Source organism: Chloroflexus sp. MS-G, from assembly GCF_000735195.1.
In the GTDB taxonomy this organism is placed as follows: Bacteria; Chloroflexota; Chloroflexia; order Chloroflexales; family Chloroflexaceae; genus Chloroflexus.
Genome location: NZ_JPIM01000068.1, coordinates 1 through 25,536 on the forward strand (window position 1 = coordinate 1; position 25,536 = coordinate 25,536).

The 25,536-nt window shown below is 53.2% G+C and carries 21 protein-coding genes and 1 pseudogene; 20 read left to right on the forward strand and 2 right to left on the reverse strand.

What is annotated here, in order from left to right:
- Positions 1–184 (forward strand): hypothetical protein (locus JE47_RS22175; RefSeq protein ID WP_035419452.1); only part of this gene is annotated, 184 nt, incomplete at its 5' end.
- Between the two features lie 191 nt (positions 185–375).
- Here JE47_RS22175 and JE47_RS0112885 read toward each other — a convergent pair.
- A complete protein-coding gene (locus tag JE47_RS0112885; RefSeq protein WP_031460160.1) occupies positions 376–897 on the reverse strand; it encodes an adenine phosphoribosyltransferase in 522 nt (173 codons plus the stop codon).
- Between the two features lie 205 nt (positions 898–1,102).
- Between JE47_RS0112885 and JE47_RS0112890 the strand changes: the two genes are divergently transcribed.
- From JE47_RS0112890 to pstB, 10 genes are all read left to right on the forward strand, one after another.
- Positions 1,103–2,038, forward strand: a complete 936-nt coding sequence (locus JE47_RS0112890) for an ABC transporter ATP-binding protein (protein WP_031460161.1) — start codon at positions 1,103–1,105, stop codon at positions 2,036–2,038.
- Positions 2,039–2,060: 22 nt separating this feature from the next.
- Positions 2,061–2,927, forward strand: a complete 867-nt coding sequence (locus tag JE47_RS0112895) for an ABC transporter permease subunit (RefSeq protein WP_236631234.1) — start codon at positions 2,061–2,063, stop codon at positions 2,925–2,927.
- A gap of 128 nt (positions 2,928–3,055) precedes the next feature.
- Entirely contained in the window at positions 3,056–5,056 is a 2,001-nt protein-coding gene (locus JE47_RS0112900; RefSeq protein WP_081910028.1) for a GAF domain-containing protein, read from the forward strand.
- A gap of 125 nt (positions 5,057–5,181) precedes the next feature.
- The gene (locus JE47_RS0112905) at positions 5,182–6,147 is read left to right on the forward strand and encodes a TerC family protein (RefSeq protein ID WP_031460164.1); all 966 of its coding nucleotides are present in this window, start codon (positions 5,182–5,184) and stop codon (positions 6,145–6,147) included.
- Between the two features lie 12 nt (positions 6,148–6,159).
- Positions 6,160–8,091, forward strand: a complete 1,932-nt coding sequence (locus JE47_RS0112910) for a peptidoglycan recognition protein family protein (protein ID WP_031460165.1) — start codon at positions 6,160–6,162, stop codon at positions 8,089–8,091.
- Positions 8,092–8,177: 86 nt separating this feature from the next.
- A complete protein-coding gene (locus tag JE47_RS0112915) occupies positions 8,178–10,118 on the forward strand; it encodes a choice-of-anchor Q domain-containing protein (RefSeq protein ID WP_031460166.1) in 1,941 nt (646 codons plus the stop codon).
- A 443-nt stretch (positions 10,119–10,561) separates the two neighbouring features.
- On the forward strand, positions 10,562–12,661 hold the full coding sequence (locus tag JE47_RS0112920) for a PstS family phosphate ABC transporter substrate-binding protein (RefSeq protein ID WP_031460167.1): 2,100 nt from the start codon (positions 10,562–10,564) through the stop codon (positions 12,659–12,661).
- Between the two features lie 103 nt (positions 12,662–12,764).
- Positions 12,765–13,679: a phosphate ABC transporter permease subunit PstC gene (gene pstC / locus JE47_RS0112925; RefSeq protein WP_081910029.1), complete on the forward strand. Its 915-nt coding sequence runs from the start codon at positions 12,765–12,767 to the stop codon at positions 13,677–13,679.
- Entirely contained in the window at positions 13,679–14,635 is a 957-nt protein-coding gene (pstA, locus tag JE47_RS0112930; RefSeq protein ID WP_031460169.1) for a phosphate ABC transporter permease PstA, read from the forward strand. The genes pstC and pstA overlap by 1 nt, the downstream gene beginning before the upstream one ends.
- 18 nt (positions 14,636–14,653) lie before the next feature.
- Complete coding sequence (gene pstB / locus JE47_RS0112935; RefSeq protein WP_035419455.1) at positions 14,654–15,454, forward strand: phosphate ABC transporter ATP-binding protein PstB; 801 nt, start codon at positions 14,654–14,656, stop codon at positions 15,452–15,454.
- A gap of 157 nt (positions 15,455–15,611) precedes the next feature.
- On the opposite strand, the gene rpmB is transcribed toward pstB, so the two are convergent.
- Positions 15,612–15,797, reverse strand: coding sequence for a 50S ribosomal protein L28 (rpmB, locus tag JE47_RS21335; protein WP_081910030.1), 186 nt, complete (start codon positions 15,795–15,797; stop codon positions 15,612–15,614).
- Positions 15,798–15,902: 105 nt separating this feature from the next.
- Here rpmB and JE47_RS0112940 point away from each other — a divergent pair, with 105 nt between their 5' ends.
- The 9 genes and pseudogenes from JE47_RS0112940 to JE47_RS0112985 all read left to right on the forward strand — a co-directional run.
- Positions 15,903–16,757: a DegV family protein gene (locus JE47_RS0112940; RefSeq protein ID WP_031460171.1), complete on the forward strand. Its 855-nt coding sequence runs from the start codon at positions 15,903–15,905 to the stop codon at positions 16,755–16,757.
- Positions 16,754–19,345 carry an ATP-dependent DNA helicase RecG gene (recG, locus tag JE47_RS0112945; protein ID WP_031460172.1) on the forward strand — a complete coding sequence of 864 codons (2,592 nt, stop codon included), beginning with the start codon at positions 16,754–16,756 and terminating at the stop codon, positions 19,343–19,345. Before JE47_RS0112940 ends, recG begins: the two co-directional genes overlap by 4 nt.
- 49 nt (positions 19,346–19,394) lie before the next feature.
- Positions 19,395–20,471: an E3 binding domain-containing protein gene (locus JE47_RS0112950; RefSeq protein WP_031460173.1), complete on the forward strand. Its 1,077-nt coding sequence runs from the start codon at positions 19,395–19,397 to the stop codon at positions 20,469–20,471.
- A gap of 251 nt (positions 20,472–20,722) precedes the next feature.
- Positions 20,723–21,793 (forward strand): 6-phosphofructokinase, encoded by a 1,071-nt coding sequence (locus JE47_RS0112955; RefSeq protein WP_031460174.1) that lies wholly within the window; start codon positions 20,723–20,725, stop codon positions 21,791–21,793.
- A 40-nt stretch (positions 21,794–21,833) separates the two neighbouring features.
- Positions 21,834–22,322 (forward strand): SRPBCC family protein, encoded by a 489-nt coding sequence (locus tag JE47_RS0112960; RefSeq protein WP_031460175.1) that lies wholly within the window; start codon positions 21,834–21,836, stop codon positions 22,320–22,322.
- Positions 22,279–22,524 (forward strand): hypothetical protein, encoded by a 246-nt coding sequence (locus JE47_RS21005; RefSeq protein WP_031460176.1) that lies wholly within the window; start codon positions 22,279–22,281, stop codon positions 22,522–22,524. Before JE47_RS0112960 ends, JE47_RS21005 begins: the two co-directional genes overlap by 44 nt.
- Positions 22,525–22,894: 370 nt before the next feature.
- The gene (locus JE47_RS0112975) at positions 22,895–23,689 is read left to right on the forward strand and encodes a DUF6754 domain-containing protein (protein ID WP_031460177.1); all 795 of its coding nucleotides are present in this window, start codon (positions 22,895–22,897) and stop codon (positions 23,687–23,689) included.
- A gap of 4 nt (positions 23,690–23,693) precedes the next feature.
- On the forward strand, positions 23,694–24,362 hold the full coding sequence (locus JE47_RS0112980) for a hypothetical protein (RefSeq protein ID WP_031460178.1): 669 nt from the start codon (positions 23,694–23,696) through the stop codon (positions 24,360–24,362).
- 28 nt (positions 24,363–24,390) lie between these two features.
- Positions 24,391–25,536, forward strand: a pseudogene (locus JE47_RS0112985) (hypothetical protein); the annotation flags it as partial.

Consider the following 25,536-nt stretch of genomic DNA (forward strand, 5'->3'; position numbering starts at 1 on the left):
AAAAACCTATCCGAATGAATTTATCATCACCTCACGACAGATGAACCTCGTCGATGGATGTAATACGATTCACGAGGAGGGGCGAGGCAACGCCTCACCGACATTCCTATCGCAGAAGAAGATTCGGTTGGGGCGCAGTGGTGCTGTGCCGTACATCTATCAGGTTTCATCCGCTGTACTGTGAGACAATTATTCGGATAGGCGCTAAGTGCATGGTGTTCTTCGGTATTGACCGGTCGTTGAACAAGCCGACGACGCTGAAAAGCCCTCCTCGTGCGTGGCGTGTGCTGATAGATGTTGACCATACTGGATAACCAAAGCGGGTAGGAGCATGTGTCTGCTCCTACCCCTGCATCGGGCGTAGCGCCATCAACCTCAAAACTGGATGAGCGAGAAGACCGAGCGATCGCGCAAGCGCTCGCGGCCGTTGAGGAAGGTTAGCTCGATCACGAAAGCCAGTTCAGCAACTCGCCCGCCAGCCATCTCGATTAAATCGCATGCCGCAGCAATGGTACCTCCGGTTGCCAGCAGATCATCAACAACTAATACCCGTGCCCCTGGCTGAAACGCATCGCGATGAATCTCAAGTCGATTGGTGCCGTACTCGAGCTGGTATTCGATCTGATACGTTGCCGCTGGCAGTTTTCCTGGTTTTCGGATCGGCACCAGGCCAACACCAAGCCGATAGGCAAGGGGGGCACTGAAGATAAAGCCACGCGACTCAATTCCTACTACTGCATCAATATGCTGATCACGGTAACGCTCGTGCAGACGGTCAATCACTTCACTGAACGCCGGGCCATTTCCGATAAGCGTTGTAATATCCTTAAACTGAATACCGGGGATGGGGAAGTCGGGAATGTTTCTGATCAGACTGGCCAAATCTTGCTGCGTCATACGCCCTCCATCTTTACTGATCGTCTGCCCACACGCTATTATAGAGAATTCGATGACGTGCACGTGCAATAGTATGTGCTTCTGTTCACTATTTAAGTTTGATCATGCCTGTTTCATCATAGCATCATTTTCTCGCATCTGGTGGTATATTGCCCGGCGTAGTACAATGAGTAGATGATGAGATCTCCGATTCGGGTATGAATGTATGAATGCAATCGAATGCCACCAACTCAGTCGGCGTTTTCGATCAGTGATCGCAGTAGACCAGCTCGATCTCTGCATTCCAATCGGTACCATTTTTGGCTTTCTTGGCCCTAACGGCGCCGGTAAGACGACCACCGTGCGGATGCTGTGTGCCCTGATAGCACCTTCCACTGGTAGCGCCCGCGTGGCCGGTTTTGACATCCAGACCGAAGCTGAGGCAGTACGGGCGAATACCGGTATTTTGACCGAAACACCCGGTCTTTACGATGCACTCAGCGCGATAGAGAATCTGGTCTTTTTTGCTCGTCTTTATGGGCTTTCGCGCGATCAGGCAACCGAGCGTGCAACCTTTTATTTGCGTCTGTTTGAGCTTTGGGAGCGGCGCAACGAACCGGTTGGTGGATTTTCAAAGGGTATGCGCCAGAAACTGGCAATTGCGCGCGCCTTACTACACGATCCGGCAGTGCTCTTTCTCGATGAACCGACTTCTGGTCTTGATCCGGCAGCAGCACGGGCCGTGCGCGATCTGATCAAGTCGTTGCGGGCAAGCGGCCGTACCATCTTCCTAACGACCCACAATCTGGCCGAAGCCGATGAGCTGTGCGATCTGATCGCGGTATTTCGCACACGGCTGATTTCGCTCGATACACCGGCTAATCTCCGCACTCGCCTGTTTGGTCGTGGCGTGCGAGTCATGCTGGCCGGCCCGGCTGCGCCGCTGGTGGCAACTGTGCAGGCATTACCATTTGTTATTGATGTGACCGCCGATGAACAGACGTTATTTATTCGTTTGACCGATCCTGAACACGATAATCCGGTGCTGGTACGAACATTGGTTAACGCCGGCGCTGATATTCGTTATCTTGAACCCTTTACACCATCTCTTGAAACCGTCTATCTTGAGCTGATGCAAGAAGGGTCAGCGATCGGCAAGTAGGGGGACAATCGAAGGGTCAACGATGACAATAATCGTCATCCACGATCATTACGACCAGAGAGCTTACGACGACAAACCTGAGCAGGAGTGCAGTATGGTGCGTTGGGAACGGGTCAAGGTCATTATTGGCAAAGAGTGGCTGGAACTGCGACGTTCACGCGGTTTACTGGCGGGAATGTTGTTGCCGCCACTCCTCCTTCCGCTGTTTACGCTTGGGCTTATCTTTGCGATGGGGATCGTCAGTGATCCCGATACAGCCGACATTCCGGCGGCAGCGGTTGATCCAACGCTAGCAAACCTGTCGCTCGAAGCACTGGCTCAGGTCATCTTCGGACGACAGTTTTCAGTTCTCTTTCTCTTGTTACCGATGATTATTCCGAATGTGCTGGCTTCATACAGCATCGTTGGCGAGAAGAATCGGCGAACGCTTGAGCCATTGTTAGCGGCACCGATCACGGTGAGCGAGTTACTGGTAGGAAAAGTACTGGCAGCAATCATTCCTGGTATTCTACTGACATGGCTTTGTGCCACGATTTTCGCCATCGGTCTGGTGCTGGTCGTGGTTGATCCGGTGGTGCCGACGCTTGTTTTCCAGCCTGGCTGGTTGATTATGCTTATTTTCGCCAGTCCACTCCTGGCAGCAATTTCGGTGGCGCTCACGGTTATGATCTCTTCCCGAGTAAACGATCCGCGCAGTGCGCAGCAGATTGCTGGTGTGCTGATTGTGCCGGTTATGTTGCTCTTTTTCGGTCAGATGTTGGGACTTTTTGTCCTTGATGTCATTGTGGGACTGAACTTCTCGCTACTGTTATTGCTCCTCACTGTTGGTCTGATCTGGATAGCGGCGAGAGTGTTTCAGCGTGAGGAAATTCTCACTCGTTGGCGCTAAATGTACTTGCGCGAGCGGATATAATTGAGTGAAGAAGGAAGCAATGAGCAGCGACGAAACCGAGACCAAGATACCGGCAATACGGTATTCGCTTGCTCTCGTCACCACCCTGCAATAGGGAGTGATCTATGGACGTGACGCCCCGGCCTATGTATGAGGTATTGACCTCACAACCACCCGATCTGATAGGGGCAATCCGTGAGACAATGCCATCGATTGGTATGCTGATCGATGCCCTTGAGCAGCGCACCGATCCTGCAATCCGGCTAAGCCTGCTCCGTCAGATCGGTACAGAGTGGTACATCTGTGGTGGAACGGCTGAGGTGCTAACGGAGTTGGGTTTGCATCTTGCGGCCCACCTCCCAATGGCACAAGGGGTCGTCGTGAGCGAGTTACTCCTGGCCTTCGGCGCCGCTCAAGAGGAGCAGCGCACTCGCGAATGGGAAGCCCGGCTAGTGGCGCGGGCAACCCAGCTCGATGGTTTACACCGCATCATCTCGGCAGCCAATTCAACCCTCGACCTCGATTCATCATTGCAAACAGTTGCCGAGACGGTAGCCCAGGTGATGAATGTCGAGGCCTGTTCGATTTACCTCTACGACAAACACCGTGATGAACTAGTCTTACGGGCAACGCACGGCTTAAATCGAGCGGCGGTTGGTCAGGTCGTGGCCCGACTCGGCGAAGGAGTGACCGGCTGGGCTGCGCAGTTGGGTTATCCTGTAGCTGTACACGACGTGCACAAAGACTCACGTTACCAACGGGAACCACAACTCGGTGAAGAGCTGTTCCGTTCGATGCTGGCAGTACCGATTGTGCTCTTCTCTGCCGAGCGGTTTCAATTTAGCGCCGATAAATTGCAAGGCGTGATTAACGTGCAGACAATCGTACCACGCGATTTTACCCAAGAAGAAATATCGTTTGTTGAGACAGCAGCCGGCGAACTGGCGTTTTTTATTGCGAATGCCAAACTGTATCAGCAAACCGATGAACGGTTACACCAGAAGCTACGTGAGTTGACGACTTTGCAACAGGTATCGAAGTCGATTGCCGAGCAAATTGGTCTACAGGATGTGCTCAATTTGATCGTTGAAAAGGCTGTTGATCTCTCAAAGGTTGACCGCGCATCTATCTTTCAGGTAGGTGAAGACGGCAAGCTGAAACTGGTTGCCAGTTATGGTGGTGAAGGCGATGGGGTACGCGATCTGATTATTCAGACAGTACGCGATGGCCGACCCCTGGCCGTGATGAACGCCTATCAGGATGCACGGTTTCCACAACTACCGGCAGTCGCTCGTGAAGAGAATTTTTATTCACTCTTCTGTATGCCGTTGCGGGCCAGAGGCCGCACCATCGGTGGTATTTGTCTCTATCGCCGTGAGCCGCATCTGTTTGATTACGAACAGGTACGCCTCTTAAATACCTTCGCCGATGAGGCTGCGATAGCTATCGAGAATGCACGTCTGTACGAAGAGAGTCTACGTGCGTTACGGATCAAATCGGCACTGTTGCAAGAGATGCACCATCGGGTGCGCAACAACCTGCAAACGATTGCCGCCCTGCTTGCTATGCAGTTGCGTCGGCTTGATCCGGCCAGTCCTGGTGCGAAAGCCCTCCGTGAGAGTGCTGCACGTATTCAGGCAATTGCGGCTATTCATAACCTTCTCTCGCGTGACGATATTGGTGTCACTACTGTCAGTGCGGTGGCTCGTCAAGTCATCGAGAGCGTGCAAAGCACCCTGTTCGAGACAGATATTCGGGTCGACTTCGCCTTTCTTGGTGATGAGGTGCGCATTGGTTCACGCGATGCAACGGTGTTGGCGCTGGTCATTAATGAGCTGGTTGACAATGCCTTGACGCACGGGTTAGGTATTGAAGGTGGTCGAATTGAAGTTGAAGCAGTATTAAAGCATGGGCAGGTCGTGGTTGAGGTACGTGATGATGGGCCGAGGCATCCGCCACCACCATCACGACAGAGCAGTGGGCTAGGCTTACAAATCATTGAAACGCTTGTCAAGGGTGATCTGAACGGCTCGTTTAGTTTGACTCGTGATGTCGAAGCGGGCTGGACACGAGCGCGGATCTGTTTTCCGCAACGCATCATTGATGAAGAGCGGATCGAGGGATGAACGGGCGACTAATCCCGAGTTATGCAATCCAGTCCGCTGTCCTTTACTGGTCAGGTGTAGCAACAAGTACGTAACCGGAACAGACATACCTGGCATGAGGTAGGGTTATATCGTTTGGAGGCATTGTGGAACCGACAATCTGGGCCTGGATTGGCTTTCACGCAGTCGTATTTCTTGTTTTAGCGCTTGATCTGGGTGTCTTCCACCGTCATTCGCACAAAGTTTCTCTTCGGGAAGCAGGCTTATGGACAGTCGTCTGGATCACGTTGTCATTGGCATTCAACGCTCTGATCTGGTGGTGGCGTGGCCCCGAAGATGGTTTGAATTTTCTCACCGGCTATCTGGTTGAGTATTCGTTAAGTGTTGATAATATTTTTGTGTTTGTGCTTCTATTTAGCTACTTCCGCGTTCCACCGCAATATCAACACCGAATCCTCTTTTGGGGCATTTTAGGCGCTCTGATCATGCGTGGAACAATGATCTTGCTCGGATCGGCATTAGTTGAACGATTTGAGTGGATTCTCTACCTGTTTGGTCTCTTTTTGTTGGTTACCGGCATTCGCTTAATTTTTCAGGATGATGAGCCTGAAGTCGACCCGCAACGAAATCTTTTAGTGCGACTAGCACGACGAGTCCTGCCAATAACTACTGAGATGCGTGGCGACCGTTTCTTCGTACATGAGCAAGGTCATTTTAAGGCAACACCGCTCCTCCTCGTGTTGTTGATTGTCGAAAGTACCGATCTTCTGTTTGCCGTTGACTCTATTCCGGCCATTTTCGGTATCACCCACGATCCATTTATCGTCTACACCTCAAACATATGCGCTATTCTTGGTCTGCGTTCACTCTATTTTCTGCTGGCTGGCGTGATGGAGTCGTTCTACTACCTGCGCTTCGGGCTGGCCATTATTCTGTCGTTCATTGGTATCAAGATGTTAACGCCGCTCATTACCGGCTGGTTCTCCGGTGGTCATGGTCTGCACATCCCCACCACCGTCTCGCTATCGGTGATCGTCGTGACGCTGCTGGTATCGGTGATTGCATCAATTATCCGTTCACACCGCTTGTCGCAAGCAACCGACTTGCAATGAAGGAGCTGTCTTATGCCCGACTTTCCTACTGAGGGTTCACCACCGTTCATCAACCGGATGCTGACCGTCACCGAATGGCGAGACTACGTCGCTAACTATGATTTTGGTAAACTTGCACCGAGCCGCCTGGTCTTACACCACACCTACCGGCCAGATGAGGCTTCATGGCGCGGTTTAACGACTATGCGCGGGATTCAGCGATTTTACGCCGGAAAAGGCTGGACAGCAGGTCCCCATATTTTCGCCGGTCCCGATGGTATCTGGCTGGCCACGCCAATGTCACAGATCGGGATTCACGCAGGCACCGGCAATGGATCGCTTGCCCAGGGCTGGTATTCTATCGGACTGGAGATGGTCGGCTATTTCGATAAGGTCTTACCATCGGGAAAGGTGTGGGAGCATTCGCTGGCCGTGATGGGAGAACTCTCGCGCCGTCTGAAGATACCTCCGCGACAGTTGATCTCGTTTCACCGCGACTATACCAACCAGAAGAGCTGTCCTGGCTGGGCAGTCACGAAAGAGTGGGTTTGGTCACAGGTAGAAGCATATCTCAACAACACGGCACCGCCTGTCGTACCTCCCGGTCAGATTGGCACCCCAACACCCGATGATGAACGATTGATCGAAGTGCTGCTCGAAGAGGGATACAAACATAAGACGAATGGTCAGGGGTACAACGCCGATTGGGCCTTCCATGTCTATGCCCTCGAACATCAGCTTGGGATGCCAATGGGACCCAGCGCACGCCTGAAAGTAGACGGCAAAGAATACAACTATCAACCGTTTGCCCGCGACACACTCTACTGTGAAGTGCCTAACTGGGGTGACGTGAAGACGCTCAGTGAGTTGCTTGGTGGGAGTATTCCAGCAGGTGGTCTAGGACGGGCACTTCTGGAGGCAACCTATCAGGCCGGTGGTTCGCCGTTCCGTCCCGATTGGGCTTTTCATCAATATGCTGTTGCGCAACGATTAGGGCCACCGGTTGGCAAAAGTGCGCAGATCACGGTTGATGGGAAGCAGTATGCGTACCAGGCATTTGCGGTTGATACCCTCTACAACCTGGTACCCAATTGGAAAGACGTGCGTCGGTTGAGTCAGATTGGTACAGCTACCGATGCGGCAACGGTGAAACTCCGTGATGCACTACTGGCGGAGACCTACAAGCAGGCCGGGACGACCTATCGGCCTGATTGGGCGTTTCATCAACTGGCCCGGCAGTGGGCTATCGGTGTTCCGCTGGCAAACAGCTATCAGATCACGCTCGAACAGACAACCTACGCTCTGCAACCATTTGCGCTCGACGTTCTCTACAATGTGGTACCGAAATGGAGCGAGGTAAAGCGACTGAGTGATCTGGCTCGACAACACGGAATGCCGGTGTTAGGAGCAGCGATACCGACAGAACCGGTCACAACCGGTACCCGATTGACAACAACCGCTCAACCACCTATTGATGGTGAAATGACCATCATTCAGATAACGCCGCCAGCACTGGCTTTCAGTGAGCGTGGTGGCGAGCGTGTAAGTATGGTCGTTCTGCACGCAATTCCCGGCGCCGTAACAGACACCATCGCCGCGATGACCGATTTTCATGCGCGCTTCACCACTCATTACCTGATTGGACTCGATGGACGAATTTATCGTCTGGTTGATGAAACCAGGGCGGCCTGGCATGCCGGTTTCGCCATCGGCAGTGGAATACGTTACAACCTGAACCGGATCAGCATTGGGATCGCGCTTGAACGACCGGTTGGATGGCCAACGGCGAGCAGCATAGGTGATACCGCTGCACAGATACATGCACTCTGCTGGTTACTGCGCCAGCTCGATGCCCGCTACCAGTTGTCACCCGATGCAATTGTACTCTGGACAAGTCTGGCCGGTAGCGATGATGAAGCACTGACAGGATTACCCCTGGCGACCCTGCGCGAAGCGTTGAAGTAGTGAAAAGAGGGCTGTTATCGGTCGCAGAAGTGATAACGGTACTTTCGCTACCATATTCGTGTTTCACCAGCAAATGACGGTAAGCTATGAATCAACTAGGCTGGCGATGTCTTACGGGTTTGTTATTCATCTTTGCCTTGTTCCTTGCGCCGGCAACACCTATCAGGGCAGAGACAAAGGTGGTTGGTGATGGCACACCAACCAGTTGCACAACAACAGCCCTCGTCACAGCAGTCGCAGGTGGTGGTGAGATTTCGTTCAACTGTGGTGCGGCCCCCCATACGATTGTGCTGCCGACACCACTAACGATCAATGCCCCTGAGACCATTATTGATGGCGGAGGTCTGATTACCTTGCAAGGCGGTGGAGGGCGAATTATTGACCACTTCACTATCGGAAATATTGGTTCCAGTCGCCTTGAGCTACGCAACCTGACAATTATCGGTGGACGAGCCAGCGGAGGTGGTACCGATCAATCGGCTGTAAACGGCAGTGGTGGTGCAATCCGAAGCTATTTTGCGGCAGCCAACCCCGCTTACACCCCCACCCTCGTTATTGATCGGGTCATTTTTCGCGATAATCAAACTACACTGACGACTGTGCCGACAGGAAAGGACGCCTACGATTACGGCGGTGGTGCAATCTACAGCCAGGGCGGGGCGGTTATCGTAACTAACAGTCGCTTCGAGGGGAATCACGCCAACAACGGTGCCGGTGGCGCAATCCATTTGTTGCAAAGCAGTCTGCTGGTTGAAGATAGTATATTCGTGGGGAACACCGCAATCGGCTTCCGCCCCCAAGACAGTCTAGGCGGTGCAATTTCGGCTGATGGGGTCGGTGGAGCAAACCGAACCTTACGTATCGTCCGCTGTCGCTTCCAGGATAACCAGGCTTATAATTCCGGTGGCGCCATTCACGCGAATCTGTATGAAGACAGTAGTAGTTTTGAGGTCATTGACAGTTCATTTATTTCAAACGCTGTAGTTGGCGGGAGTCGTGGGCAAGGTGGGGCGATTGGTGGCGGTGGTACGGCGATTAGCACCGGTACCGGCAATCCCTCGGTATTGATCAGCGGCAGTCTGTTTCACGCCAATCGAGCCCGGCGTACACCAGGAGCCGACGCAAACCCGCGTGAAGATGGTTCGGGTGGAGCAATTGCCTTTCCGCAGCAGGTTCGTCTGCGCGTTGTCAATTCAACTTTCGTTGCTAATCGCGCAGAAGGAACCGGTATCAATGCCAACGGTGGTGCGCTTTACGTGCTGAACAACCGTCCTGAGCCGTTTGTTATTGAGTCCAGTACATTTGCCGAGAATTATGCCGGTTGGGTCGGTGGTGCGATCAGCCATTCGGGAAACGGCAGTGTCAGCAACAGTCTCTTTGCCTACAATACTGCCGACAACGGTGGTAATGGCTGGAGGATTCAGCAGCATTGTTCGCGTGAGCTAACGCATGATGGTCGTAGCCTACAATATCCACCTCGCCTCACCAGCGCTAATTTCTGGAACGATGTCACCTGTTTTGCGGGCAAGAGTGCTCCCACTCAAACCGGTGATAGTCAATTTCGCGATCCATTCCTCCAACCATTAAACAACAATGGTGGCCCAACCCTGACAATGGCTATTCCTGCCAACAGCCCGGCACGTGACGCCGGCAGTGGCTGCCCAACGACCGACCAACGTGGGATGAGTCGTCCACAGCTTCAGGCCTGTGATCTGGGGGCATTTGAATTAAAAGTACCCTTGATTGCCAATCCACCGCTCATCGCTCGTAATCAGCCACCACCACCGCTGCTTTTGCACGGGGTGGATTTTACCAGTTCAACGCAGGCCCTCATCAACGGGCAACCGCGTTCGACAACATTGCTCAGCAGTCAGCAATTACGGGTAACATTGACGATCACCGACGTGGCTGATCTGGGTTCGCTAACAATTACCCTAAGTGGTCCTGGCAGCGCAATTGGTGAAGCAGAAGTATTAGTCGTTGATACAGTTTATAGCGCCTATCTACCGATGATTATCACGAACTAACACATACCACACAAACAGATGAACCTCGGCGATGAATGCACTGCGATTCACGAGATTCACGGCGAGGCGGTGCTTCGCCCCTACAGGTATCCACGACAATGGTCACGAAGAGCTTCAGGGCATGGCGCTGCTATGCCCCTACATCCATTGTACATCGATTGATTGATGATTGACAGGTTTCATCCGTTACACCGTGAGACGGTTATGCGGAGTTGTCGTATCCAATACGCTCATCCTGCGAATGTTCACCTCAATTTAACATTTTCTTAATCATCCAATGATACTTCCTTAAATCAACCCTTGTATCGTATAGTCGCAAGCGTCACTCACGACATCCCTTAGAGTGTCGCACCAGGAAGTGTGGTAAGCCGGGCAACGAGTTGCCCCGGTCTTTAGGGACGCTTGCAGCATTACAGATAGTAGCCAAAGGAGAAGAATCAGGTATGGTACGAAACGCAAAACGATGGATCTACGGTCTCATGTTGATGGCACTAATCGTGCCGGTGATCGCAGCGTGTGGCGGACAGCAAACCGCACAACCAACTGCCGCACCAGCACCGACCACGGCACCAGCACCAACTGCTGCACCAGCACAGACCACAGCACCAGCACCAACTGCTGCACCAGCACCGACCGCTGCGTCAACTACTGACTATGCCTCACTACAGGGTGATATTCTGGTTGATGGTTCATCAACGGTATATCCCATCACAGCCGCGGCTGCCGAGGAGTTCGCGAAGTTAGCACCTAATGTGCGGGTGAGCGTCGGAATTTCCGGTACCGGTGGCGGGTTCAAGAAGTTCTGCAACGGCGAGACCGACATCTCAGATGCGTCACGGCCAATCAGGCAGGAGGAACAAGAGGCCTGCGCTAAGAATGGTATCGAGTTTATCGAATTGCCGGTTGCTTACGACGGTCTGTCGGTGATCGTCAACCCGAAGAATGACTGGGTGACCTGTCTGACCGTAGCCGAATTGAAGAAGATGTGGGCACCGGAGGCGCAGGGCGTGGTGACGAATTGGAAGCAAATCCGCGATAGCTTCCCCGACCGACCACTGGTCTTGCTCGGTGCCGGAACGGACTCCGGAACCTTCGACTACTTCACCGAGGCGATTAATGGCAAGGCCAAGGCAAGCCGTGGTGATTACCAGGCCACCGAAGACGACAACGTGACGATTACCGGTGTGAGTGGTGACGTTAATGCCCTTGGTTATCTCGGTTACGCCTATGTGGTAGAAAACCAGGGTAAGGTCAAGCCGATTGCTATCGACGGTGGCAAGGGCTGTGTCGAGCCGAGTTTCGAGACGATTGCCAACGGCACCTATATCCCGCTGTCACGCCCGCTGTTCATCTACGTGAACAAGAAAGCGGCGGAGCGGCCGGAGGTACAGGCGTTCGTTAATTATTACCTCAGCTCAGAGTTCACACCGATCATTCAGACCCCCCAGGTCGGCTACGTCAAGTTGTCAGACCAACTCTACACCGCCATTGCCAAGCGCTTTAACGACCGCGTCGTAGGCACGCTGGTGAAGCCCGGTGAAGAGGTTGGGTTAACGCTTGAACGTTATTTGACCGGTGAAATGCCACCGCTGCCATCGAGTGCTCCGACCTTCGACTACGCTGCACTAAGCGGAGACATTTTAGTTGATGGTTCATCAACGGTATATCCCATCACAGCTGCGGCTGCCGAGGAGTTCGCGAAGTTAGCACCTAATGTGCGGGTCAGTGTCGGAATTTCCGGTACCGGTGGCGGGTTCAAGAAGTTCTGCAACGGCGAGACCGACATCTCAGATGCGTCACGGCCAATCAGGCAGGAGGAACAAGAGGCCTGCGCTAAGAATGGTATCGAGTTTATCGAATTGCCGGTTGCTTACGACGGTCTGTCGGTGATCGTCAACCCGAAGAATGACTGGGTGACCTGTCTGACCGTAGCCGAATTGAAGAAGATGTGGGTACCGGAGGCGCAGGGCGTGGTGACGAATTGGAAGCAAATCCGCGATAGCTTCCCCGACCGACCACTGGTCTTGCTCGGTGCCGGAACGGACTCCGGAACCTTCGACTACTTCACCGAGGCGATTAATGGCAAGGCCAAGGCAAGCCGTGGTGATTACCAGGCCACCGAAGACGACAACGTGACGATTACCGGTGTGAGTGGTGACGTTAATGCCCTTGGTTATCTCGGTTACGCCTATGTGGTAGAAAACCAGGGTAAGGTCAAGCCGATTGCTATCGACGGTGGCAAGGGCTGTGTCGAGCCGAGTTTCGAGACGATTGCCAACGGCACCTATATCCCGCTGTCACGCCCGCTGTTCATCTACGTGAACAAGAAAGCGGCGGAGCGGCCGGAGGTACAGGCGTTCGTTAATTATTACCTCAGCTCAGAGTTCACACCGATCATTCAGACCCCCCAGGTCGGCTACGTCAAGCTGTCAGACCAACTCTACGCCGCCATTGCTAAGCGCTTTAACGACCGCGTCGTAGGCACGCTGGTGAAGCCCGGTGAAGAGGTTGGGTTAACGCTTGAACGTTATTTAGGTAAGTAAATCAGTTGGCACGGTATGAGCAAGGGTTTCTCTCCCTTGCTCATACGGCATCTCTATGGTAGGCTAGAGATGGTACGTTGAAACACTTTTCAGGGAGGATTACGTGGCTGTTACTGACCTCCAAAAACAATCGAGCTTCTTGCGTAACACTCGCGAAAAACTGATCCAGATTGCATTGCTACTCGCTGCTACTGTTTCTATTCTGACAACGATTGGCATTGTCTTCTCACTCTTGTCTGAAACCATTGCCTTCTTTAGCGAAGTTTCTATCATTGAATTTCTCACCGAAACTGAGTGGACGCCTCTCTTTTCAATAAAGAAGTATGGTATCTGGCCACTATTATCGGCAACATTGTTAACCTCGGCAATTGCCCTCTTGGTAGCAGTACCCCTGGGCTTGGTAGCAGCTATTTTTCTTAGTGAATTTGCTTCTGACAATGTCCGCCGAACGATTAAGCCATTGCTAGAGATTCTGGCCGGTATTCCGACCGTCGTATACGGCTATTTTGCCTTAACCACGGTTACCCCGTTTCTTAAAAACTTTATTCCAACCCTAAGCATTTTCAATTCACTTAGCGCTGGCATTGTTATGGGTGTTATGCTCATCCCATATGTTGCGTCGCTTAGTGAAGATTCACTCTCGGCGGTACCTAATTCGTTACGGGAAGCCGCTTATGGTCTAGGTTCTACCCGCTTTGAAGTGGCAACCCGTGTCGTAGCGCCAGCCGCCATTTCAGGCATAGTAGCCTCGATAGTATTGGCCTTCTCGCGAGCCGTGGGTGAAACGATGATCGTGGCAATCGCGGCCGGACAGAATCCACGCTTCACATTTGATCCGACAGTCCCCGTCATGACGATGACCTCATACATCGTACAGGTCAGTCTTGGTGATACTCCGTATGGTTCATTGAGTTATTACACGCTTTACGCGGTTGGTTTTACCCTATTTCTCTTTACATTCATCCTCAACATCTTCAGCTACTGGATGGTTCGCAAGTTTCGGGAGGTCTACGATTAATGTCTACACAGGAACGACTTCGGGATGACGCCAAGGAGGCGGCTGAACTGATCACCAGCATCGCCGATACGGTAGATCGAGGAAGCGGCAATCTAAAATGGCGTCACTTCAAAGGGACAATCTTATCTGTCCTTGGCTGGGCCAGTATCATTTTTGGCCTGGGTGTTCTGGCGATTCTCATCATTGACGTGATCAACCGAGCAACTGGTATCTTTACTGGTGGTCAGAACTGGTTAACCTGGGATTTTTTCAATAACTTCGACTCGCGATTTGCGCAGCGGGCCGGGGCGAAAGCTGCTATTGTTGGTACCCTCTACACAATTTCGCTCACAATCCTTTTTGCATTTCCATTAGGTGTAGCAGCAGCAATTTATCTTGAAGAGTATGCAAACGACAACTGGTTTACCCGGTTAGTTGAGATTAATATTAGTAATCTAGCAGCCGTTCCCTCCATTATTTACGGCTTGCTCGGATTGCAGGTGTTTGCCCGCTGGCTCATGCTCGGTCGTAGTATCATAACCGGTGCGCTAACCCTGGCCCTCCTAGTCGTGCCAATTATCATCGTGGCCTCTCGCGAATCAATTCGTGCTGTTCCGCTAAGCCTGCGTCAGGCCAGTTACGCCCTCGGCGCGACTCGCTGGCAAACAACCTGGTATGTTGTACTCCCGCAAGCAATTGGCGGCATCCTCACCGGCAGTATTCTGGCCGTTTCACGGGCTATTGGTGAAACAGCACCACTGATCACGATCGGGGCGCTGACATTCGTGCCGTTCCTGCCACGCAATCTCTTCGACATTTTCACAGTGTTACCCATCCAGATTTTCAACTGGACCTCGCGACCGCAGGATGATTTCCGTGCACTGGCGGCTGCCGGTATTGTGGTATTGCTGGCAATTCTGCTGACTATCAACGCACTGGCGATCTACCTGCGTATCCGTTACCAGAAACGTTATTAGTACAAGTGAAGGTTAGCGATGACAGTTCACGATCTCGAACAAAATAACCCTAATGCGCTTGAAGCGCGAAACATGAGTGTCTACTATGGCTCATTTCGAGCCGTCAAAAACGTTAATCTGGCAATTGAGAAGAACCGCATCACAGCGTTGATCGGACCTTCAGGCTGTGGTAAGAGCACCGTGTTGCGCTCCTTTAATCGCATGAACGATCTGGTACCCTCGGCACGGGTTGAAGGCGAAGTGCTCTTTCACGGAGAAAACATCTATGCACCGGGTGTTGATCCGGTCAATGTACGGCGGCGAATTGGAATGGTTTTTCAGAAACCCAACCCGTTCCCTAAGAGCATCTACGAGAATGTAGCCTACGGCCCGCGCGTCAATGGCTGGCGCCTCTCGAAACGTGAGATGGATGAACTGGTCGAACGATCACTGCGTGGTGCTGCGTTGTGGGATGAAGTTAAAGATAAGCTGAATCAGAACGGCTTGTCACTGTCGGGCGGTCAGCAGCAACGCCTCTGCATCGCCCGGGCTCTCGCGATAGAGCCGGAAGTGATTCTCATGGATGAGCCATGCTCGGCTCTTGATCCAATTTCGACCTTGAAGATCGAAGAGCTAATGTTCGAGCTGCGTCGGAACTATACGATTGTGATCGTCACCCATAATATGCAGCAAGCATCACGGGCCTCTGATTATACGGCTTTCTTCCTGATGGATAGTGATCGGGCTGGTCAATTGATCGAATACGGCCCAACCGCACAAATCTTCCAGAATCCGAAAGACGAGCGTACCGAGCAATACATTTCGGGCCGGTTCGGATGAACCGCACGTGCTCAACCTGCCCTGTCGCGAACGTCGCTGACTTACACGGCGACGTTTCTGTTTGCACGTCACCATCGTATCGGCTATAATGAAAAAAGCGCAGAGGCCAGCGTCCCTGCCGGACACTGGCCTCTCGTAATGAGGATCAGCGATCAGCTTAGCGGGTCTTCGCCAATGTACGCATACAACGAGTGCAAATCCGTACCTGAACTTGTTGACCACTGGCCGTCATCAGCTTCGTCTTCTGAATATTGGGACGCCACATACGGTTCGTCCGCCGTTTTGAGAAACTGACATTGTGTCCAAATGAAGGTTTTTTACCGCAGAGTTCACATATTGCCATAGTATCACACTCCAAAAGATACAAGATTGTTTGTAGTTATACTCCGTGAGACTATACCATATTGCATTCGCTTTGGCAAACCACACCCACGAGACAGGGTAGACCATGGCAACGATGAAGGTAATTACCGACGGTGTAAGTGACATTCCATTTGAGGTGGCACGTGAACTCGAGATTGAGGTAGTGCCACTCCTTGTCCGTATCGACGACCGCCTCTACCGGATTGGAATCGATATTAGCGAAGATCAAGTTTACGATCAGCTTTTTAACGGCCATGATCGGGTCGAGATCGTTAAGCCAACAGCAACGACCTTTGAGCAACTCTACCGGAGCCTGCTCGGACGCTACGATTACGTCTTTTCGATCCATCTCAGCCAACATCTCGGCTCTATTTTCAGTGAAGCCATGGCCGGACGTGCGCGCTTACCCGCTTCAAGTACCAGAATCGAGGTGATCAATAGCAAACTGGCCGGTATGGCACTCGGTTCGGTAGCGATTGCGGCAGCAAAAGCGATTCGCGAAGGCATGTCGCCGGCTGAGGTCAAGGAGCGGATCGGACAAACGATTCGCCACACCCACACGGCATTTTTTGTCGATACCATGGAATATCTGGAACAGAGCGGATTACTAACCTTCAGTAATTCACTGATTGGTTCGATGCAACGCATTAAGCCTCTTATGATCCTTGACGAAGGCGAAATCGTTCCGTATGAGCGCACCCGTACCCGGGCAAAGGCAATTGAAGGTCTGTTTACCTTCGTCGAGGATTTTCCTCACGTTGAAGGGGTGATCATTCACTACGCTACCACCCCTGAAGATGTGGAGAAACTGTTAGAGAAGCTCGACCCGATCTTCCCCCGTGATCGGGTACAGGTATCGCGCATGGGACCGGCGATTGCAGCCTGCCTTGGCCCTGGTGCAATGGCAGTAACTGCGTTTGAAGGCTACAATGAGGCATGACCGAGGCTGAGCGACAGCAAGTAACGGCGCTCGGTAAGCTGTTGGCCGCCGAGCGCCGTGATGGGTGCGCAAATCGCGTGGCAAGCGATGGCCTGATGACATATCTCAAGCAATGGTCGGCAACCGCAGTGAGTGCAGCTCGTCTCCCTGCCGTCCAACGTGCTATCGGTCGGCTGGTTGGTTACGATAGTATGACCGTTGCCGAGCGTGATCAGGCATTGGCAGAAGCCATCGAAGACCTGCGATCACTCTTTCGTACCGGTAACATTTCAGAAACGGTTACCTCCATCGCAACACCGTCAAACGAGCCAATACCAGAATCAACGAACGTTTCAAAGGTGAGTCGTTCTCTTGGCTCACGGCAACCGCGCCGACAAACTGTAAAGACACAGCAACGATCATTGGTCGAACTTGAACTCGACGCCCCACTAGAACAGATCGCCGGCGTGCAATGGCGACTGGTTGCCAGCTTTCGTCGGCTAGGTGTCAACACCATTCGCGATCTGCTTTACCATTTTCCCCGCCGCTACGATGATGTTAGTAATCGACGGATGATCGGCGAGTTGCAGATTGGCGCCGAGGAAACCGTGATCGGCGAGGTCACCGATGTACGTACTATCGGTACCGGACCCAAGTTGCGCGTGCGAGTTGAGATAAGTGATGAGACTGGTTCTATCGAGGCGATCTTCTTTAATCAACGCTGGATCGCCCAACAGATTCGGGTCGGTCAGACCATTGCCCTAAGCGGAAAAGTCACTACGTTCGGCGGCAAACGACAATTTAGCAGTCCACGCTGGGAACGCTATACTCCCGATCCTGATGCTCTCTTACACACCGGACGGCTGGTGCCGATCTATCCGCTGACTCAGGGGTTGCATGAAAATCAGGCCCGCCGCTTTATCAAGCAGGTCGTCGATGCGATGACCCCACGAGTCGTTGATCATCTGCCTCCAGCTCGTCGTGCTCAAGCCCGTCTGCTCCCTCTTGGTGAGGCATTGGCTCAAATCCACTTCCCATCAGATAAGAAAAAACTCGACGAGGCACGTCGGCGGCTCGGTTTTGACGAGTTTCTCTTTATCCAGATCGGTGTTCTACAGCGTAAACGTCTCTGGCAACAAGAGATGGGTTATGCCTTTACCATTAATGAAGAGGTTCATGCTGAGCTTCTGCACTTGTTACCATTCCAGTTAACAACCGCCCAACAACAGGCAATCAGCGAAATCTTTGCCGACTTACGCCGGCCATCGCCAATGGCTCGCCTCTTGCAAGGTGATGTCGGGAGCGGAAAAACGGTAGTTGCCGCAGCAGCACTGTTGCAAGCGATTGCCAACGGTTTTCAGGGCGCCCTTATGGCGCCAACCGAAATCCTGGCTGAGCAACACGCCAAAAATTTGAAACAGCTTCTCGGTCGCGTGCGGGTACCACGTAAAGCCCCTACGTATCAGCAAACTTCGTGGCAGTCTGCACTCGATGCGGAAGAGTCGGCAAAGCTGGCCGAGATGATAGCAATCCTCGGTAGAACCCCCGAAGAGGATGCGGAAGGTGCACGGGTAGCCTTGCTCACCGGTAGTCTGAGTGCGCGCGAGCGGCGGCAAGTGCTCGAAGGTATTGCACGCGGCGAGATTGACCTGGTGATCGGTACCCACGCCCTTATTACCGAGACAGTACAATTTGCCAATCTAGGCCTGGTCGTGGTTGATGAACAACATCGTTTCGGCGTGGAACAGCGGTTGCGCCTGAAGAACAAGGGCTACAATCCGCATATGCTGGTGATGACCGCCACTCCTATTCCACGCACCTTGACACTGACGATCTACGGTGACCTTGATGTATCGGTGCTTGATGAACGACCACCTGGCCGTCAGGAGATTCGTACCCGCGTTGTTAGCCGATCAGAACGGGAAAAAGTGTATCGTCATATTCGGAAGCAAGTGGAGGAAGGAAGGCAGGTTTATGTCATCTGCCCACTGGTGGAGGAGAGCGAAAAACTCGATCTCCCCTCGGCGGAAGAGATGTATGAACGACTCCAGCACGAGGTCTTTCCCGACCTAAAAGTAGCGCTCTTGCACGGAAAATTATCGGCGCGCGAGAAAGATGATGTGATGCGGGCATTTCGCGCACATCAGTACGACATTCTGGTGGCAACTGCTGTGATCGAAGTTGGAATTGATGTTCCCAATGCCACCACGATTGTCATCGAAGGAGCTGAACGATTCGGTTTAGCCCAGTTACACCAGTTCCGGGGGCGCGTTGGACGTGGCAACCATCAGAGTTACTGCTTTCTGATCAGTGATAGCAACAATCAACAGTCAAGAGAACGTTTAGCTGCTCTGGAGCAGACCACCGATGGCTTCAAGTTGGCCGAAATCGACCTGCAATTACGGGGTCCAGGCGAGTTTTTTGGTACCCGTCAGAGTGGGACTCCCGACTTGAAGATGGCGCGCCAGGGTGACACCCGCTTGCTGACCGAAGCGCGTGCGCTGGCAGACGCTATTCTCGCCGATGATCCAGAACTGAAACGTCCTGAACACGAGCTGCTCCGTCGCAAGGTGAATGAGTTTTGGGCGGCGGCGATGCAGGCTGGTTAGCCTAGTAAGATTGACCAGAGTACACATAGGAAACATTCGAGGTCACTTCATGCAGGATCAGATTATCGATATGCCTAAAGCGTTAGGTGAAGCGCGCCTGCTGAAATGGCTGGTGCAGGTGGGCGACACAATCACGCCAACAACTCCGTTGGCGCGTCTACTGACCGACGATGCCGAATGGGTGATACCGGCTCGATGGAGTGGGGTGGTGGTTGAACATCTAGTCAGGGAGGGTGAATCTATCGCGGCCGGTAGGGCGCTAGCACGCTGTACGGCACCGCCGCGGCTCCGGGCTACACCGCTCGCCCGCCGTATGGCAGCAATGTTGGGCATTGATCTAACGAAACTGACCGGCAGTGGCCCGGCCGGTCGTATCGGGCGTGCCGATGTGATCAGAGCAGCCGACCGATTTACCACTACACCTGTTCCGCATGCGCCCCCACAACCAGCGACACCGGCTACCGTACCCTCGTCTATTGCTTCAGAGACCGATGCTGCGTATGGCGCAGAAACAGCAGCGATCACGACTTCCGTAATCTTACCAAAAGTTACGTTCTCAGAACTGATCCCGGTGGCCAGTGTGACTGTTGCCGTTAATCTCCAACCGTTGCTGCAACGTTGTGCCGGGCAGTCGGCAGTGTTTGCGGCGTATGGTCTGCAAGCCACCCCGCTGAGCGCACTGATCGCCGCCGCCGCCAGCATCTTTCCGCTTCATCCTCTGATCAATGCAACCTGGAGCGATACAGCTATCGTTATCCGCCACCGGTATCACGTTGCCGCTGGCCTCCCTGACGGACGGTGGGTATTGATTCGTGATGCCGGTGATCTTACCGAACGTGGCATTGCACGAGCACTCAGTCGTGAAGAGCACGACCTGCAACCGGCAACATGCGCTGTTGCCATAACCACCGACTGGTGGCGTTTGATGCCACCGCTACCAGGAACAGCCGTAGCGATTACGCTGAGCGAGGCGCGTTTACAAGCGGTCGCCCTGACCGAGACCAGTTTGCAGATCGGTGCTGTTGCCCAGCTTAGTGTATGCTACGATGCACGAATTCTTGACCATCCTACCGTCATGGCTTTCCTCACCGATCTGTGTCACCGGCTTGGATGTCAGACTGTCTAGCGCTATACCTGGTTAGAGAGTGGGTGAATATTCCCTTCCCGATCATCATCATACTTTTCCTCTCACGGCAGTATGCGGGCCGGAGGCCCGCGCACCCAGGTATTTCCACCTAAACGACTGTTCATGGTTGCCTCACAATTACGCAAAACCTTCACTCTTTTACCAGCACAACATAGTTGCAAGTGGTATAATCTGGTTGTCAGACTGGAAAAACCAGGAATAAGAATAATCGATCCGAGGGAGTAAAGCCCATGGCGAATAAGAAGCAGCGGATCGGCGTGCTCACCAGCGGAGGCGATGCGCCAGGCCTAAATGCCGTTATCCGTGCAGTCGTCAAGTCGGCGTCTAGTCTCGGTTGGGAAGTGATCGGTATTAATGACGGATTTGAGGGGTTATTAGGTCAAAAAAGCTATCGTGTTCTGACCAACGCAGACGTTCAAGGACTATTGCCACGCGGAGGTACCATTTTACGTACCACAAACAAAGGGCACTTTGGGCCACGACGGAGCGATGAACTTTCTGAATCGGACCCGTATGTGCGCGCCGTCAGAGCCATCGAAGAACTGGGACTGCGAGCGTTGATCACCATTGGCGGCGAAGGAACACAACGCATAGCCCTCGAACTGTACAAATTGGGCGCTCCGGTTATTGGGGTTCCAAAAACGATTGACAACGACCTCGCCGGAACCGATCGTACATTCGGCTTCGACACAGCGCTACAAGTCGCTACCGACGCGATTGATCGCCTGCACACGACGGCTGCCAGCCACAATCGCGTGATGGTCCTTGAAGTCATGGGGCGCCATACCGGTTGGATTGCGCTTCACGCTGGATTAGCTGGTGGAGCCGATGTCATTCTCATCCCGGAGATTCCATTCTCGATGGAGCGTGTCGTCGAGAAGGTAATGATGCGTGATCAGCAGGGAAGTGCATTCAGTATTATTGTGGTTGCGGAGGGTGCACGACCGCGCGGTGGGAGTGAAATGTACGTCGCCGAAGGTCGTTTAGGCGGAATCGGACATTGGGTAGGGGAACAGATCGAGAAGCTGACGGCTAAAGAGGTACGGGTCGTCGTGCTCGGTCACCTCCAACGTGGAGGTTCGCCATCGCCGTATGACCGGCTTCTCTCCACTCGTTACGGAGCCGCCGCTGTGCAAGCAGCCGCACGCGGTATCTACGGCGAAATGGTAGCACTCCGTGGTCAAGACATCGTGACGGTGCCGTTAGATGAGGCCTGCGGCCACTTAAACCGGGTACGTCCGCATAGCGATCTGGTACTCTGCGCACGTAGTTTGGGGATCGTGTTTGGTGATGAACTCTGATGTCGCCCACGGTGTCGGCAACAGAGCGAAGGTATACGAGATGATTCGTTACGAAATTGCTGCCACGACGGTAACCACTGCACCGCCAGAGCGTGTGCTGGCGGTGCTCGACGATTTCAATAACTGGCCGCGTTGGATGCCATCGTTAGAACGAGTACGGATCGAGTTGCCACCGAATGAACGACCGCGCACCGGCTATCGCTTCAAATTGCATGGCATGTTTGTCCATGCCGAGATGGAAGTGATTGACTATACACCACTCAGCCGGGCAACGCGCTTTCGCATCAGTTTTCCACCTTTCCAGGGCATTAATCGCTGTCGGTTGGTGCCACTAGAGGATGGGAGGTATCGGATCGAGCGGCTCGATCAGTTAGAATTGCCCGATCTGGTGGCCCATCTGATTGATGCAACTCAACGGAAACGTTTTGAAAAGCTAGCGCTAGAATTTCTTCAGGCTTTGCGCCGTGAAGTTGAACAAACACCACATGCAACAGTCACATCCACTCCACCAACTGGCCGATCAGATTGAGCGGACTGGTCTCTGTGTACCTGTAGCAATGCTCTTACACATCGTTGCGCCGCTCGATGTTGTGTGCAGTCAGACGGTGCAAACCATTGCACCGTTCCTGCACGGTACACGCTGGACTTCAGTAGTCGATGTGCTCACTGTTCCTGACCATTGGCCGATGCTGCGTGATCTGTTACAGTCACGGTTGCGCAAGGAAGAATGATCCATCAGGGGTAAGGAAAGTTTCTTTCCTTCGATGACAGGATTCTTGCCTGGCTGCCAGGCACTTACCTCTTCAGCCCTATGGGTGCTGGGGATGGAATTCGCTCCTTCCGCTGCCGTGATGAACGTGATCAATGAGGCAGCGAACATCTGATTGCAGACGTTTGTCAGAAGGGGAAGCAGCACACCTCCATCTGCACAGTGAACAGGTTGGACACTCATCCATTCTCTGCCGACCAGGGAGAGAAGATTGAAAAGCTCTGAATAATACCGTCAAACAATTGACAAAGCCGATCTGGTGGGTTAAACTCAATAGGAAATTAATCATCAGGCTGTAAAAGATTGCTTTTCGGCGGAAGGAATACCAACTCATGACCTTGCCAGCAATCTTCTTCATTATTATTCTCGTTCTGGTCGTTGCACTGATCTGGCTTCATTATGCCCGTGTCCAGGCTGGTCGCGTGCCCGAACGACGACCGCTGCCTGCATTAGAGGTACTACGCGCAGCACTTGCCCGCAGTGCAGAAACCGGCCGACCGGTTCATCTCTCACCAGGCGCCAGTACGATTGGAGCCGGTGAAGGGCAACGGGCCAGTACTGCTGAGTTGCTGGCCGGTTTGAACATTATTGGACGAGCCGCCGAACAAGCTGCTGCTGGCGGGGCTTCTATTGTCGTTAGTTCGGCTGATGCGGTTGCTCACTTGGCGCTACGTGGGGTAGTGCGCCAATCGTACCGATCGTTTGGGCAGGAGCAGTCGTTTGATCCACGTCAGATCGAGCTGTGGGCCCATGGCGATGCGATGGCTTATACGGCTGCAGTGGCTGCCATCTATGCTCGAACTCCGCTAGAAGCCAGTTTACTGGCCGGTGCTTTCGCTCAGGAGGTGTTGTTAACCGCTGAAACCGGTGCTGAGCGTATGGTACCGCAGGTTTTGGGGAGTACTCATCCATCAGCGTTGAGCTTGATGGCGATCACCACCCCCCATACGTTGATTGGGGAAGAAATTTACGCTGCTGAAGCATACTTAACTCCTACTGCAACACCGCAGGCTCGTCTACTGACCCACGATGCACTGCGCACCGTAGTTGTCTGGCTAATGCTGATCGCTTTTGGGTATGGATTTTTCCGTATTGCCTTCGGATGGCCTGCCTTAGCGGGATGGTGAGTCAATGTCTTCGCCACTGCGTAACCCTCGCCAACTTATCACGGTGTTGATTGCCGGTGTAAGCGGACTCGTTGTGTTGCTCGATTTTGTGGGCGCCGGTCCGGCAGTTCGTGTTCTGGCAACAGTGCTGGTGCGCTGGGCAGCTTTGATTACGGCTATTGCAGTGGTGATAGGGATATTCAGTGTCTTCCGTTCCCATCTGCAACGCATTCAGATGCGTGCACCAGAAGCAGGCTATAGTTTGGTTCTGCTGGGCGGAATGATGATTGTCATTGTGGCCGGTATTCTCTACCCAACGCGCACAGCAACAGGTCTGGCATTACCGGCAACACTGGCTGCAATCCCAATCCGTACTGTCTTTCGCCTGATTTATGAACCACTTGCCGCCAGTTTACTGGCATTGTTGACATTCTTTGCCCTTCGCGCCATGCTACGCGCTGTTCGTAGCGGTCGGGCAGAAGCTATCTTTGTTGTTGTGGTGGCACTGCTCGCGTTGATCCTTCAATTGCCACTACTAGCTGTAATACCGGTGATTGGGCAGGCTGTCCAATGGCTCAATGACTATCTGGTTGCGGCTGGCGCACGCGGCCTTCTACTAGGTTCGGCAATTGGCGCACTGGTAGCCGGGATTCGTCTGCTCATTGGTTTTGATATGCCGTATGCTGACCGTTGAGCCGATCGGCACGGCACGCTAATGCCTTATGGAACACTTACCGCCATGGCTTCGCAACGTACCATTGCCCCCACCACCAACCGACGCTGATGAGACGCCGGACTGGTTGCGTGGTATTGATAGTTTTACGCCGCCACCATCAACTGCGGCGCATACACCCGATTGGTTGACTGAATCGGCAGAGCAGGCGGAGGCAGCCAGTATTCCCGATTGGCTGGCTGAACTACAGGCTGAGGTGTCCGATCCACTGGCCGGGTCTGGTACGCCGCCCCCCTGGATCAGTGACGTAAAACCAGAACCTACTGCTGAACGACCATCAGCCTTTGGTACAGCCGATTGGTTACAAGGTTTAGAGAGTAGATCACCAGCGGAGTCATCCCTGTCCTCTGAACCACCACCAACGACGACCTCGCGCTTGCGAATGCCGGTTGGACCAACCGATTGGCTACGCAGCATGGGGCACGAAGAGGAGGTCGAATCCGCAGCCCAAGAACCGGCAGCAGAAGAGGCTTACCTTGATCTCGATAGCGGTGTCCCAGATTGGCTACGCGAATTGAGTGAAGAGGAGATCACGCAGGCATTAGCCACTACGACGCCTGAACCATCATTGAATGTAGCTGAAGCAGAAACTCCTTCCGAGCCGGAAATGGCTGATTGGCTGAGTGAACTAGACCGCTTAGCCACTGATACTAAGTCCCCGGCACCCGATTGGTTGACAGAGGGGACTGCAAATGACGAGACGATCCTGGCAACCAACGAGCCCGAATGGTTAACACCAGATCAACCGTTACCTCCCACGCCATCTGCCCTCGATTTACCACCATGGCTACAGAACATTGCTGGCGATGAACCACCTGCTGCACCCGGCTCAGTACGTCTTGATCTACCGTCCTGGTTACTTGAAGAAGATGTCCCTTCATCACCAACGGTTGCACCCGATGCCCCAACATTATTGGCCGACAGCAATGTTATGCTCCCACCGAGCGGTGCTGTTGATCAAGATATTCCAGGCTGGTTGAAAACGGAACCTCCTGCATCCGTACCAGAATCATCAGCCGACATTCCAACCTGGCTACGCGAATTAGAGTCTACTGAGCAGGCAGAACAAGGGGCTACAGAATCTGAGGCACCAGCCTGGATACAAGAGACCGAAGCCCCTGCTGCCGAGGCGCCT

Bases quoted from the DNA above. Each gene is read 5' to 3' on its own strand.
- JE47_RS0112885 (WP_031460160.1), bottom strand. From the start codon at position 897: ATGACGCAGCAAGATTTGGCCAGTCTGATCAGAAACATTCCCGACTTC.
- JE47_RS0112890 (WP_031460161.1), top strand. From the start codon at position 1,103: ATGAATGCAATCGAATGCCACCAACTCAGTCGGCGTTTTCGATCAGTG.
- JE47_RS0112895 (WP_236631234.1), top strand. From the start codon at position 2,061: ATGACAATAATCGTCATCCACGATCATTACGACCAGAGAGCTTACGAC.
- JE47_RS0112900 (WP_081910028.1), top strand. From the start codon at position 3,056: ATGGACGTGACGCCCCGGCCTATGTATGAGGTATTGACCTCACAACCA.
- JE47_RS0112910 (WP_031460165.1), top strand. From the start codon at position 6,160: ATGCCCGACTTTCCTACTGAGGGTTCACCACCGTTCATCAACCGGATG.
- JE47_RS0112915 (WP_031460166.1), top strand. From the start codon at position 8,178: ATGAATCAACTAGGCTGGCGATGTCTTACGGGTTTGTTATTCATCTTT.
- JE47_RS0112920 (WP_031460167.1), top strand. From the start codon at position 10,562: ATGGTACGAAACGCAAAACGATGGATCTACGGTCTCATGTTGATGGCA.
- pstA (WP_031460169.1), top strand. From the start codon at position 13,679: ATGTCTACACAGGAACGACTTCGGGATGACGCCAAGGAGGCGGCTGAA.
- pstB (WP_035419455.1), top strand. From the start codon at position 14,654: ATGACAGTTCACGATCTCGAACAAAATAACCCTAATGCGCTTGAAGCG.
- rpmB (WP_081910030.1), bottom strand. From the start codon at position 15,797: ATGGCAATATGTGAACTCTGCGGTAAAAAACCTTCATTTGGACACAAT.
- JE47_RS0112940 (WP_031460171.1), top strand. From the start codon at position 15,903: ATGGCAACGATGAAGGTAATTACCGACGGTGTAAGTGACATTCCATTT.
- recG (WP_031460172.1), top strand. From the start codon at position 16,754: ATGACCGAGGCTGAGCGACAGCAAGTAACGGCGCTCGGTAAGCTGTTG.
- JE47_RS0112950 (WP_031460173.1), top strand. From the start codon at position 19,395: ATGCAGGATCAGATTATCGATATGCCTAAAGCGTTAGGTGAAGCGCGC.
- JE47_RS0112955 (WP_031460174.1), top strand. From the start codon at position 20,723: ATGGCGAATAAGAAGCAGCGGATCGGCGTGCTCACCAGCGGAGGCGAT.
- JE47_RS0112960 (WP_031460175.1), top strand. From the start codon at position 21,834: ATGATTCGTTACGAAATTGCTGCCACGACGGTAACCACTGCACCGCCA.
- JE47_RS21005 (WP_031460176.1), top strand. From the start codon at position 22,279: ATGCAACAGTCACATCCACTCCACCAACTGGCCGATCAGATTGAGCGG.
- JE47_RS0112975 (WP_031460177.1), top strand. From the start codon at position 22,895: ATGACCTTGCCAGCAATCTTCTTCATTATTATTCTCGTTCTGGTCGTT.
- JE47_RS0112980 (WP_031460178.1), top strand. From the start codon at position 23,694: ATGTCTTCGCCACTGCGTAACCCTCGCCAACTTATCACGGTGTTGATT.